A 12,429-nucleotide genomic window follows, 5' to 3' on the forward strand; every position below is an offset into this window, starting at 1 on the left:
CGGTCCGGTGGGCGGCCCCCTCGACAACTCCGCTCCCGGGTCAGCAAGATGTGACGCCGTACCGTCCGCCGCATCCGCCCCGGGAGAACCACCATGGGCCGCCCTCTGCCCCACCGCACGGCCCTGCTCGCCGGCCTCACCGCCGTCTCGCTCTCGCTGACGCTCTGTTCGTGCAGCTCCGGCTCCGGCGGCGCCCTGGCCGTACCGAGCTCGGTCGAGACCCCCAAGCTCACCGCCGTCGACATCAACCCGCACGAACGCGCCGAACTCCGCCAGGGCGGCACCCTGCACGTCGCGGTGGCCCAGTACTCCACCCAGTGGTCGCCGATCCAGACCGACGGCAGCGAGTCCTCCACCATCACGGTCACCAAGCCCCTGCTGCCGACCTTCTTCCGGTCCGACGCGGCCGGCACCCAGACCCCCAACCCGGCCTACCTCCAGGACGCGCACGCCGAGCAGCGGGACGGCCGCCAGGTCGTCGTCTGGACGCTCAACCCCAAGGCCCGCTGGTCCGACGGCACGCCGATCACCTGGCGCGACATCGAGGCCAACTGGCGGGCGCTGAACGGCCGGGACCAGGCCTACAAGTCCGCCAGCAGCACCGGATTCGAGCTGGTCTCCGCCGTCGAGCGGGGCAAGGACGAGTACCAGGCCGTGATGACCTTCGAGCGGCCGTTCTCCGAGTGGCAGTCGATGTTCAACGGCGCCGCCAACGCACCGCTCCTCCCGGCCAGCCGGACCGGCACGCCCGACCTGTTCAACACCGCCTACCTGGACGCGATCCCGGTCACCGCGGGCCCGTTCAAGGTGGAGAAGCTGGACCGGGCGGCCCAGACCGTCACCGTGGTCGCCGACCCCGCCTGGTGGGGCGAGAAGCCGCTGCTGGACCGGATCGTCTTCCACGCCATGCTCCCCAACACCATGGCCGCCGCCTTCGCCAAGGGCGAGATCGACTTCTTCAGCAACGGCCCGGACGTGGCCGGCTACCAGCTGATCCGGGGCATCCGGGGCGCCGCCGTCCGGCGCGCCGGCGGGCCCGACTTCCGCCAGTTCACGCTGAACAGCAGGAGTCCCGCCCTCTCCGACCCGTCGGTCCGCCAGGCCCTGTTCCAGGCGATCAACCGGGACACCATCGCCCGGACCGACCTCGCCGGCCTCGACTGGCCCACCGTCGTCCTCAACAACCACCTGCTGGTGGCCAACCAGAACGCCTACCGGGACAACTCGCTCGGCCTCAGCCGGTACGACCCGGCCGAGGCGGTCCGCAAGCTCGACGCCGCCGGGTGGAAGCTGGACGGCGACGTCCGCAGGAAGGACGGCAAGGAGCTCAACCTGCGGATGGTCATCCCGGCCGGCGTCACCCAGGCCCAGAACGAGGCCGCGGTCACCACCCGGATGCTCAAGGACGTCGGGGTCAAGGTCACCACCGTCACCGCCAACGCCAACGAGTTCTTCGACAAGTACGTCAACCGGCGGGACTTCGACATCGCCGCCTACTCGCTGCTCGGCACGCCGTTCCCGGCCAGCGGCAACCGGGCCAACTTCGTCCAGAACGGCGGCACCAACCACTCCCAGGCCGGCAGCCAGGCGGTCGACGGCGCGCTCGACCGGGCCGCCGCGGCGGGCGACGCGGCCGTCGCCTTCGAGGCGATCAACCAGGCCGACGCGGAGCTGTGGAAGGTGGCCGGCGTGCTGCCCCTCTACCAGCGCCCGCAGCTGTACGGCGCCCGCGTCGACCTGGCCAACATCGGCGCCCAGGGCCTCTCGGACATCGTCTGGGAGAACGTCGGCTTCCAGAAGTGACGCCCGGGCGCGCCCTCCGGTGGCGCGTCCCGCACGCACGGGGCCCCGGAGTCCGCGCGACTCCGGGGCCCTTCGGCGGCCGTGCTCAGCCCGCGCCGATCACGTCCCGCACCTCCGCGAAGTGGCAGGCCGACTCGTGCGCGGCCGGCCCCTCCAGGGGCGACGGCACCGCCAGCAGCGGGATCTCGGTGGAGCAGCGCTCCTCCGCCTTCCAGCAGCGGGTGCGGAACCGGCAGCCCGACGGCGGGTTGGCCGGTGAGGGGATGTCCCCGCTGAGCAGGATCCGCTCGCGGGACTCGCGCCCGGTCGGATCGGGCACCGGGACGGCGGAGAGCAGCGCCTGGGTGTACGGGTGCGTCGGGTGGGAGTAGATCTGCTCCTCCGTCCCGATCTCGACCATCTTGCCGAGGTACATCACGCCGACGCGGTCGGAGATGTGCCGGACGATCGAGAGGTCGTGCGCGATGAACATGTACGAGAGCTCGAACTCGCTCTGGAGCTGCTCCAGCAGGTTGATCACCTGCGCCTGCACCGAGACGTCCAGCGCGGAGACCGGCTCGTCGCAGATGATGAGCTCCGGCTTGAGCGCCAGCCCCCGGGCGATGCCGATGCGCTGGCGCTGGCCGCCGGAGAACTGGTGCGGGTACCGGTTGATGTACTCCGGGTTCAGGCCCACCACGTCCAGCAGGTCCTGGACGGCCTTGCGGCGGTCGCCCTTCGGGGCCACCTCGGGGTGGATCTCGTAGGGCTCACCGATGATGTCGCCGACCGTCATGCGCGGGTTCAGCGAGGTGTACGGGTCCTGGAACACCATCTGGATGTTCCGCCGCACCGCCTTCAGCGCGGATCCGGAGAGCCGGGTGATGTCCTCGCCCTTGAACAGCACCTGGCCGGAGGTGGCCCGCTCCAGGTTCATCAGCACCTTGGCCAGCGTCGACTTCCCGCAGCCGGACTCGCCGACGATGCCGAGGGTCTCGCCCCTGAGCAGCTGGAAGGAGATGCCGTCCACGGCCCGGACGGCGCCGACCTGCTTCTTGAGGACGATGCCCTGGGTCAGCGGGTAGTGCTTGACCAGGTCCTTGACCTCCAGGATGGGCTCAGCCACGGAGGGTCTCCTTCCAGAAGTGGCAGGCGCTCCGGCGGCCCGGCAGGTCGGCCCCCTCGGCGTCCAGCACCGGGACCAGCCGCGGGGTTTCGGTGCGGCAGACGTCCTGCGCCCGGTCGCAACGCGGGTTGAAGGCGCAGCCGTCCGGGATCCGCAGCAGGCTCGGCGGCAGGCCCTGGATGGCGTAGAGGTTCTGGCCCTTCTGGTCCAGGCGCGGGATCGAGTTGAGGAGGCCCCTGGTGTACGGGTGGGCCGGGCGCGCGTACAGCTCGTGCACCGGCGCCGTCTCGACGATCCGGCCCGCGTACATCACGGCGATCTTGTCCGCGACGTCGGCGACCACGCCGAGGTCGTGGGTGATCAGGATCAGACCCATGTTGAACTCGGCCTGGAGCTCCGCGAGCAGGTCCATCACCTGCGCCTGGACGGTGACGTCCAGCGCCGTGGTGGGCTCGTCCGCGATGATCAGGTCCGGCTCCAGCGCCATGGCCATGGCGATCATGATGCGCTGGCGCATGCCGCCCGAGAACTGGTGCGGGTAGTCGCCGACCCGTTCCCGGGCGGCGGGGATGCGCACCCGCTCCATCAGCTCGATCGCCCGCTCCTTGGCCTCCTTGCGCGAGGCCCCCTGGTGCACCCGGAACATCTCGCCGAGCTGGTAGCCGACGCTCAGGACCGGGTTGAGCGAGGAGAGCGCGTCCTGGAAGATCATCGCGATCTTCCGGCCGCGCACCGCCCGGCGGGCCCTGGGGCTCATGGTGAGCAGGTCCTCGCCGCGGAACCGGATCGAGCCGGAGGTGATCTTCCCCGGTGGCATGTCGAGGATGCCCATGATCGCCTGGGCGGTCACCGACTTGCCCGAACCGGACTCGCCGAGCACCGCCAGGGTCTCCCCCGCCGACACCGAGTAGCTCACGCCGTTGACGGCCTTGGCGACGCCGTCCCGGGTGTGGAACTCGATGTGCAGGTCGTCGACCTCCAGCAGCGGGGTGCCGGGCACCAGGTTCTCCCGGCCGCCGCCGAGCACCTCCACCGCGTCCCGGCGCGCCGCGCCGTCCTTCGTCGTCGGCTTGGTCAGATCAGTCATGGTCCGCGGCCCTCCTCAGCGCAGCTTCGGGTCGAGGGCGTCGCGCACCGCGTCGCCGAGCATGATGAACGCGAGCACCGTGATGCTCAGCACGGCGGCCGGGAAGAGCAGCACGTGCGGGGCGTTCAGGAAGCGGGCCTGGGCGTCGCTGATCATCAGGCCCCAGGAGATCGCCGGGGACTGGATGCCGATGCCGAGGTAGGAGAGCGCGGCCTCGGCCCCGATGTAGACGCCCAGGTTGATGGTCGAGACCACGATCACCGGCGCGACGGCGTTCGGCAGGATGTGCCGGCTGACGATCCGCCCGGTGCCGGCACCGAGGGCCCGGGCCGCCACCACGTAGTCGTTGTGCTTGTTGGCGAGGACCGCCGAGCGCATCAGCCGGTAGATCTGCGGCCAGCCGAGGACGGCCATCACCGCGGAGACCGTCCAGGCGTTGCCCTCGCCCCAGGTCGACATGATCAGCATCCCGCCGAGCAGCAGCGGGATGGCGAAGAAGATCTCGGTGACCCGGGAGAGCACGCTGTCCGCGAAGCCGCCGATCCAGCCGGCCCAGAGGCCCAGCGTGCCGCCGACGGCGACCACCAGCGTGGTGGTCACCAGCCCGACGATGATCGAGTTGCGGGCGCCCCAGACCGTCCGGGTGTAGATGTCGCAGCCCTGGACGTCGAAGCCGAACCAGTGGTCGGCGCTGGGCCGCTGCAGCGAGTCGGCCAGGTTGCAGAAGCCGCCCGCGCGCGGATCGCCGTCGGTGAACAGCCCGGGGACGATCGCCAGCACCACCATGAACAGCACCAGGAACCCGCCGATCAGGAACAGCGGGTTGCGGCGCAGGTCGTACCAGGCGTCGGTCCAGAGGCTGGCGACGCGCTCCGTGCCGTCCTTGCCCTTCCCGGCGGGGCCCTTGCCGGCCGGGTCCTTCTTGTCGAGCGACGCCCCGGCGAGCGGAGCGGCCTCGGCCGCCGGCCCGCTCGCGGCGGTCCCGGCAGCGGGCTGCCCGGGAATCGCCACCGTCGCGTCCTCGCGCTTCGTCGGCTCACTCATAGCGGATCCTCGGGTCCAGGACGGCGTACAGCAGGTCGACCACCAGGTTGGCGAACAGGTAGACCATCACCAGGGCGCTCACGATGCCCACGACGATGGTCCGTTCCCGCAGGTAGACGGACTGGAAGAGCTGGTGTCCGACGCCGGGGATGTTGAAGATGCCCTCGGTGATCACCGCGCCGCCCATCAGCCCGCCGAGGTCCATGCCGAGGAAGGTGACGATCGGGATCAGCGCGTTGCGCAGTCCGTGCCGGATCACCACCCGCAGCGGGCTGAGGCCCTTGGCCACCGCCGTGCGGACGTAGTCGGCCCGCATGACCTCGATCAGGCTGGTGCGGGTGAGCCGGGCGACGTACGCCAGCGAGGTCGAGGCGAGCACGTAGGCGGGCAGCAGGTAGGACCGGAAGCCCGCCTCCTCGTTGAAGGAGACCGGGAAGAAGTCGATGCCCAGATCGGTGTTGAGCTTCACCCCGAGGAGCAGCTGGAGCACGAAGCCGATCACGAAGACCGGGATCGAGATGACCATCAGGGTGGAGATCAGCACCACGTTGTCGATGAACCGGCCGCGCCGGAGGGCCGCGACCACACCGGCGGTGATGCCCACGACCATCTCGATCACGATCGCGGTGAGCGCCAGGTTGATGGTGTAGGGAAAGGCCGTCTTCATCACGTCCACGACCTGGTTGCCGCGGTAGTCCTCACCGAAGTCGCCCTGGAAGAGGCCGACCAGGTAGTTCCAGTACTGGATGAAGAACGGGTCGTCGAGGTTGTACCGGTCCCGCAGGACCGCCACGACGGCGGGGTCCTGTCGCTTCTCACCGGCCAGTGCCGTGATGGGATCCCCAGGCAGCAGGAAGACCAGTGCGTAGATAAGGAACGTCGCGCCGAGGATCACAGGTATGGCCTGGATGATCCGGCGGACCACATAGCGGCCCATGCGGTCTCCTCATGGTCGGGGGCACGCCTGAGCCGGGCGGCGCGGGGGTTTCCCGCGCCGCCCGCCGTGGCGTACCGGTCAGCTGGGGGGCGTCAGGCCAGTTCGACGTTGGCCAGGTCCATCTGCCCCTGGGCGTTGACGTTCACGTTCTTGACGGTCTTCGTGTAGGCCGCGGAGGACATGTAGGTGTACACCGGGATGTACGGCAGGTCCTTGATGAGGATGTCGTCGGCGGCCTGGTAGAGCTTGAGGCCCTCGGCCTCGCCCTTGGCGGCGTCGGCCTTGGCCAGCGTGGCCTCGAACTCCTCGTTGACGTAGCCGCCGTAGTTGGAGCCGTTCTCGATGGCGACCTTGGAGAAGATCGGGCGCAGGTAGTTCTCGATCGACGGGTAGTCCATCGACCAGGCCATGCGGAAGGCCCCGGAGTACTTCTTGTCGCCCAGCGCGGTGAGGATGGCGCCGAACTTCTCGAACGGCTTGAAGGTGACCTCCAGACCGAGGTTCTTCTTCAGCTGGTTGCCGACCGCCTCGATCCACTCCTTGTGGCCGCCGTCGGCGTTGTACCCGATCTCGATCGTGTTGCCGGGCAGGCCGCCGGCCAGGGTGAAGAGCTCCTTGGCCTTCGCCGGGTCGTACTTGGCGGCGTCGCCGAGCGCGCCCGCGCGGTAGCCCGGGATGATCGGGCTGATGAAGTCGTCGGCCGGCTTGCGGGTGCCCGAGAAAATCGTCTTGGTGATCGCCTCGCGGTCGATCGCCATCGAGATCGCCTTGCGCAGCTCCGGCTTCTGGAACGCCGGGTTCGTGGCGATCGGGAATCCGAGGTAACCGACGCCGGATTCCGGCTTGTAGATGTAGCGGTCGCCGAACTCCTGGGCGACGGTCGCCATCGCCGAGATCGGCAGCTTGTCGGTGATCTGGATGTTGTTCGCGCGCAGGTCGTTGTACGCGGTTTCCAGCTTGTCGTAAACCTTGAACGTGACGGAATCCAGCTTGGCCTTTCCGTCCGACGCCGGGAAGTTCTCGTACCGCTTGACCTTGATCTGCTTGTTGTGCTCCCACTTGCCGTCCATCTGGAAGGCGCCGTTGCCGATCGGCGCCTCCTCGAAGGCCTTGGTGTCGGTGAAGAAGGCCTTCGGGAGCGGGAAGAAGGCGTTGTAGCCGAGCATGGTCTTGAACTGCGAGAACGGCACCTTGAGGGTGACGGTGAAGGTCTTGTCGTCGACGACCGCCAGGCCCTTGAGCTTGTCCGCGGTGGGCGTCTTGTCCTTGCCCGGGGCCAGCTCCTCGGAGCCGAGGATCTTGTCGTAGAACGGCATGGCCTCCTGCGCGTTGGCCTGGTTCGCGCCGTAGTTCCAGGCGTCGACGAACGACTGCGCGGTGACCTTCTCGCCGTTGTGGAAGGTGTAGCCGTCCTTGAGCTTGATCGTCCAGACGGTCGCGTCCGGGCTCTCGATCGACTCGGCGACCCGCAGCCGCGGCGAGTTGTCCTTGATGTCGTAGTCGACCAGGCCGGCGAAGATCGCGTTGAGCACCTCGGAGCCCTCGGACTCCGCGGTGTTCTGCGGCACCAGACCGTGCTGCGGCTCACCCAGCTCGACGCTGATCGAGCCGCCCTTCTTGCCCGACCCCGAGGTGCCCCCGTCCGAGGACTTCTTGTCGCTGCTGGTGCTGCAGGCCGAGATCGCGAGCGCGGTGCAGGCCGCGAGCGCGGTCCAACGCATCGTCTTGGTGAGCCTCATTCAACTGCTCCTCGATTTAAGGGCTTACGAACGAACGGCGCCTCGCCAGTCGGTGTGCCGGGCATGGCGAAGGTCGACATCTCAGGGCCGATCCGCACAGGTGACGAGGTGACCACTGATACGCGCAGAGCAACTATCGATCACCCGACCCCTTCGGTGGAATCGCCGTCACATCTCTTTTCAATTACATGCTCAGACCAACCCGTGACAATACTCGGCAAATTCCTCCATATCGCGCGCGGAGCCGTCAATTCCACTTTCCGAATAACGAACATATATCACCGGTATTCGGCGCATTACGAAGCGTAATGATCATTTCCGAGTGCCCCGGACACCGTTCGGACGGGAATTCCCGCAGGTCGGCGGGCCGCAACGCGAGAGCGCGCCCTCCGAACGGAGGACGCGCTCTGTGAGTGGGGCGTACGCCCGGTGTCAAACGGTTTCCGGGCCGCCCCCTGGCTCTCCCCCGGGCCCCTTCCCGGACTCCCCCGCCGGCGCCCACTCCCCCGGTCCGCGCTCGGCCGCGAAGTGGCACGCCGAGTCGTGCGCCGCGAGCCCGTCCAGCCAGGCCGGGACGGCCAGCAGCGGGGTCTCCAGTGCGCACTTCTCCTGCGCCTTCCAGCAGCGGGTGCGGAACCGGCAGCCGGACGGCGGGTTCGCCGGCGAGGGCACGTCCCCGGTGAGGACGATCCGGTCCCGCGACTCGCGCGCCGTCGGATCCGGTACCGGCACCGCGGAGAGCAGCGCCTGGGTGTACGGGTGCGTGGCGTGGTCGTAGATCTCCCGGTCGCTGCCGATCTCGACCATCCTGCCGAGGTACATCACGCCGACCCGGTCGGAGATGTGCCGGACGATCGAGAGGTCGTGCGCGATGAACATGTACGAGAGGTTGAACTCGCTCTGGAGCTGCTCCAGCAGGTTGATCACCTGCGCCTGCACCGAGACGTCCAGCGCGGAGACCGGCTCGTCGCAGATGATGACCTCCGGCTTGAGCGCCAGCCCCCGGGCGATGCCGATGCGCTGGCGCTGGCCGCCGGAGAACTGGTGCGGGTACCGGTTGATGTACTCCGGGTTCAGGCCCACCACGTCCAGCAGGTCCTGGACGGCCTTGCGGCGGTCGCCCTTCGGGGCCACCTCCGGGTGGATCTCGTAGGGCTCACCGATGATGTCGCCGACCGTCATGCGCGGGTTCAGCGAGGTGTACGGGTCCTGGAACACCATCTGGATGTTCCGCCGCACCGCCTTCAGCCCGGCCCCGGAGAGCCGGGAGATCTCCTCGCCCTTGAACCGGACCGACCCCGCGGTGGCGGGCTCCAGGTTCATCAGCACCTTGGCCAGCGTGGACTTGCCGCAGCCCGACTCGCCGACGATGCCCAGTGTCTCGCCCTGCCGCAGGTCGAAGGAGACCCCGTCGACCGCCTTCACCGCGCCGACCTGCTTCTTGAACAGCACCCCCCTGGTCAGCGGGAAGTGCTTGACCAGGTCGCGGACCTCCAGGATCGGCTCGCCGCGCGCCACCTTCTGGGCGAAGGCGGCCTCCACGGGCGCAGCGCTCACCCCGGTCACCCTCGTCGCCCCGGCCCCCGTCCCACCGGCGCCCGTCGCCCCGGCCCCCGTCGCCCCGGCGCCCGTCCCACCGGCGCCCGTCCCGTCAGCGGTCATGGAGGGTCTCCTTCCAGAAGAAGCAGGCACTGCCCCGCCCGGCCAGCTCGGTGCCGTCGTCCTCGGTGACCGGGAACAGCTCCGGCACCTCCCGCCGGCAGATGTCCTGCGCCCGCGGACAGCGCGGGTTGAACGCGCAACCCGGCGGGATCCGCAGGAGGTTGGGCGGCAGGCCCTTGATCGCGTAGAGCTCCTGGCCCTTCTGGTCCAGGCGCGGGATCGAGTCCAGCAGACCCCTGGTGTACGGGTGGGCCGGGCGCGCGTACAGGTCGTGCACCGGCGCCGTCTCGACGATCCGGCCCGCGTACATCACGGCGATCTTGTCGGCCACGTCGGCGACCACGCCGAGGTCGTGGGTGATCAGGATCAGACCCATGTGGTACTCGGCCTGGAGCTCCGCGAGCAGGTCCATCACCTGCGCCTGGACGGTGACGTCCAGGGCCGTGGTGGGCTCGTCCGCGATGATCAGGTCGGGCTCCAGCGCCAGCGCCATGGCGATCATGATGCGCTGGCGCATGCCGCCCGAGAACTGGTGCGGGTAGTCGCCGACCCGGTCCCTGGCGGCGGGGATGCGCACCCGGTCCATCAGCTCGATGGCCTTCTCCTTGGCCTCCTTGCGCGAGGCGCCGTGGTGGGCGCGGAACATCTCGCCGAGCTGGAAGCCCACCGTGAGCACCGGGTTCAGCGAGGAGAGCGCGTCCTGGAAGATCATCGCGATCTTCTGCCCGCGGATCTTCCGCCGTTCCTCCCTGCCCATGGTCAGCATGTCCTGTCCGCGGAACCGGATCTCGCCGCGGGGGATGCGGGCCGGCGGCATGTCGAGGATGCCCATGATCGCCTGCGCGGTCACCGACTTGCCCGAACCGGACTCGCCGAGCACCGCCAGGGTCTCCCCCGCCCGCACGCTGTAGTTGACCCCGTTGACCGCCTTGGCCACCCCGTCCCGGGTGACGAACTCGACGTGCAGGTCGCGGACGTCGAGCAGCGGCCCCTCGTAGGGCTTCTCGTGCTGGGATTTGCCGGTATCGACTGCTGTGGTCACGATGCGTCCCCTCGCTCAGCGAAGCTTCGGGTCGAGGGCGTCGCGCACCGCGTCGCCCAGCATGATGAAGGCCAGCACGGTGACGGAGAGTGCCGCGGCCGGGAAGAACATCACGTACGGGGCGGTCCGGATCACCTTCTGGGCGGAGGAGATGTCGATGCCCCAGGAGATGGTCGGATCCTGCAGGCCGATGCCGAGGAAGCTCAGCGTCGCCTCGGTGGCGATGTACCCGCCCAGGGCGATGGTGGCCACCACGATCACCGGGGCGACCGCGTTCGGCAGGATGTGCCGGAGCATCAGCCGGCCGGTGCCGGCGCCGAGCGCCCGGCCGGCCACCACGAAGTCGGACTGCTTGACCGTCAGCACCGCACCGCGCATGACGCGCGCGATCTGCGTCCAGCCGAGGAAGGCGAGCGCGATCACCACGCTCCACACCGTGCGGTGGGAGAAGGAGTTCAGCAGGACCAGCGCGCCGAGCAGCAGCGGGATGCCGAAGAAGATGTCGATGATCCGGGAGATCACCGCGTCCACGCCGCCGCCGAAGTAGCCGGCCACCATCCCGGCCAGTCCGCCGAGCACGGTCACCGCGGCGGTCACGCAGATGCCGACGGTGATCGACGCCCGGGCGCCGTACACCACCCGGGCGTAGATGGACCGGCCCTGGCCGTCGTAGCCGAACCAGCCGGCGCCGAAGAAGTCCGTCCAGTCCGGCCGCTTGAGGTAGTCGTTGACCAGGTCGGCCTTGCGCGGGTCGGCGTCGGTGAACGCCCAGGGGAAGATCGCCATCACGACCAGCAGCAGGATCAGCACCGCCGAGATCAGGAAGATCGGCCGCCGCCGGAGGTCCCGCCAGGCATCGCCCCAGAGGCTGCGGGCCTCCTCCCGCTTGACCGGGTCGGGCTCCACCAGGGTCTCCAGCTCGACTGCCATGCCCTGCTCACCGGCGTAGTCCAGGTGGTCCATCCCCGGCTTGGGGTGCGGTTCGTACGAGCTCTCGTCGTGGATGTCAGGCATAGCGGATCCTCGGGTCCAGGACCGCGTAGAGCAGGTCGACGATGAGGGAGGCGACCAGGTAGACGATCACCAGGACGGTCACGATGCCGACCACGGTGGGTCCCTCCTTCTGGTTGATCGCCCGGTACAGGACGTTGCCGATGCCCTGGACGTTGAAGATGCCCTCCGTGACGATCGCGCCGCCCATCAGCGCGCCCAGGTCGGTGCCGAGGAAGGTGACCACCGGGATGAGCGAGTTGCGCAGCAGGTGACGGGAGATGATGGTGCGCCGGGGCAGGCCCTTGGCGACCGCCGTGCGGAGGTAGTCGGCCCGCAGGTTCTCGCCGATCGAGGTCCGGGTGAGCCGCGCGACGAAGGCCAGTGAGAGCGAGCCCAGGACGATCGCCGGCAGGATCAGTTGGGAGAGGTCCGTCGAGTCCTGCACCGTCGGGGTGACCCAGCCCAGATTGGTCGCGAAGATCGTCTGGGCGATGTAGGCCAGCACGAAGACCGGGATCGAGATCACCAGCAGGGTGAGGACCAGCACCAGGGTGTCCTGGAGGCTGCCGCGCTTCAGACCGGAGACCAGGCCCAGGCAGAGGCCGAGGATCATCTCGAAGAGGAAGGCCATCACGGCCAGCCGGATGGTGACCGGGAAGGCGTCCGCCATGATCTCGGTGACCGGCCGGCCGGTGAAACTGGTGCCGAAGTCCCCCTGGAAGAGGTTCCCCATGTAGTGCAGGTACTGCTTCCAGAGCGGCTGGTCCAGGTAGTACTTGTGCTTGAGGTTGGCCACCACGGCGGGGTCGGCGGCCTTGTCGCCGAACAGCGCCGAGACCGGGTCGCCCGGCAGGGTGTAGACCATCAGGAAGATCAGCAGCGTGGTGCCGAAGAACACCGGGATCATCTGCAGTACCCGACGCAGCACATAACTGCCCATCCGAGCCTCCTTCCTAGCTATCTGACCGAGTGCCCGGGCCCCGCCCTCCGTGCGGGGAGGGCGGGGCCGGCGCAGGG

10 protein-coding genes are annotated in these 12,429 nt (G+C 69.0%); 1 reads left to right on the forward strand and 9 read right to left on the reverse strand.

Translation table 11 applies throughout. The features are described from left to right. Nucleotides 1-93: 93 nt before the first annotated feature. Nucleotides 94-1,803, forward strand: a complete 1,710-nt coding sequence (locus ACFWOG_RS10255) for an ABC transporter family substrate-binding protein (protein WP_380356680.1) — start codon at nt 94-96, stop codon at nt 1,801-1,803. Nucleotides 1,804-1,888: 85 nt separating this feature from the next. Here the strand turns inward: ACFWOG_RS10255 and ACFWOG_RS10260 are convergent, their stop codons facing one another. The 9 genes from ACFWOG_RS10260 to ACFWOG_RS10300 form a co-directional block, all read right to left on the reverse strand. Continuing rightward, nucleotides 1,889-2,908 carry an ABC transporter ATP-binding protein gene (locus ACFWOG_RS10260; RefSeq protein ID WP_380356684.1) on the reverse strand — a complete coding sequence of 340 codons (1,020 nt, stop codon included), beginning with the start codon at nt 2,906-2,908 and terminating at the stop codon, nt 1,889-1,891. Next, nucleotides 2,901-3,995 carry an ABC transporter ATP-binding protein gene (locus ACFWOG_RS10265; RefSeq protein ID WP_329874621.1) on the reverse strand — a complete coding sequence of 365 codons (1,095 nt, stop codon included), beginning with the start codon at nt 3,993-3,995 and terminating at the stop codon, nt 2,901-2,903. Before ACFWOG_RS10265 ends, ACFWOG_RS10260 begins: the two co-directional genes overlap by 8 nt. Before the next feature lie 15 nt (nt 3,996-4,010). Then, complete coding sequence (locus tag ACFWOG_RS10270; RefSeq protein ID WP_329874623.1) at nt 4,011-5,039, reverse strand: ABC transporter permease; 1,029 nt, start codon at nt 5,037-5,039, stop codon at nt 4,011-4,013. After that, complete coding sequence (locus tag ACFWOG_RS10275) at nt 5,032-5,976, reverse strand: ABC transporter permease (RefSeq protein ID WP_329874625.1); 945 nt, start codon at nt 5,974-5,976, stop codon at nt 5,032-5,034. Before ACFWOG_RS10275 ends, ACFWOG_RS10270 begins: the two co-directional genes overlap by 8 nt. 92 nt (nt 5,977-6,068) lie before the next feature. Next, complete coding sequence (locus ACFWOG_RS10280; RefSeq protein ID WP_329874627.1) at nt 6,069-7,715, reverse strand: ABC transporter substrate-binding protein; 1,647 nt, start codon at nt 7,713-7,715, stop codon at nt 6,069-6,071. A gap of 432 nt (nt 7,716-8,147) precedes the next feature. Next, the gene (locus tag ACFWOG_RS10285) at nt 8,148-9,281 is read right to left on the reverse strand and encodes an ABC transporter ATP-binding protein (protein ID WP_380356729.1); all 1,134 of its coding nucleotides are present in this window, start codon (nt 9,279-9,281) and stop codon (nt 8,148-8,150) included. A gap of 85 nt (nt 9,282-9,366) precedes the next feature. Beyond that, nucleotides 9,367-10,419 carry an ABC transporter ATP-binding protein gene (locus tag ACFWOG_RS10290; RefSeq protein ID WP_329949328.1) on the reverse strand — a complete coding sequence of 351 codons (1,053 nt, stop codon included), beginning with the start codon at nt 10,417-10,419 and terminating at the stop codon, nt 9,367-9,369. Nucleotides 10,420-10,434: 15 nt separating this feature from the next. Further along, the gene (locus ACFWOG_RS10295; RefSeq protein ID WP_329874638.1) at nt 10,435-11,349 is read right to left on the reverse strand and encodes an ABC transporter permease; all 915 of its coding nucleotides are present in this window, start codon (nt 11,347-11,349) and stop codon (nt 10,435-10,437) included. Between the two features lie 76 nt (nt 11,350-11,425). Next, nucleotides 11,426-12,352, reverse strand: coding sequence for an ABC transporter permease (locus tag ACFWOG_RS10300; RefSeq protein WP_329874632.1), 927 nt, complete (start codon nt 12,350-12,352; stop codon nt 11,426-11,428). Nucleotides 12,353-12,429 lie beyond the last annotated feature (77 nt).

The organism is Kitasatospora sp. NPDC058406 (genome assembly GCF_042722765.1).
GTDB lineage: Bacteria > Actinomycetota > Actinomycetes > Streptomycetales > Streptomycetaceae > Kitasatospora.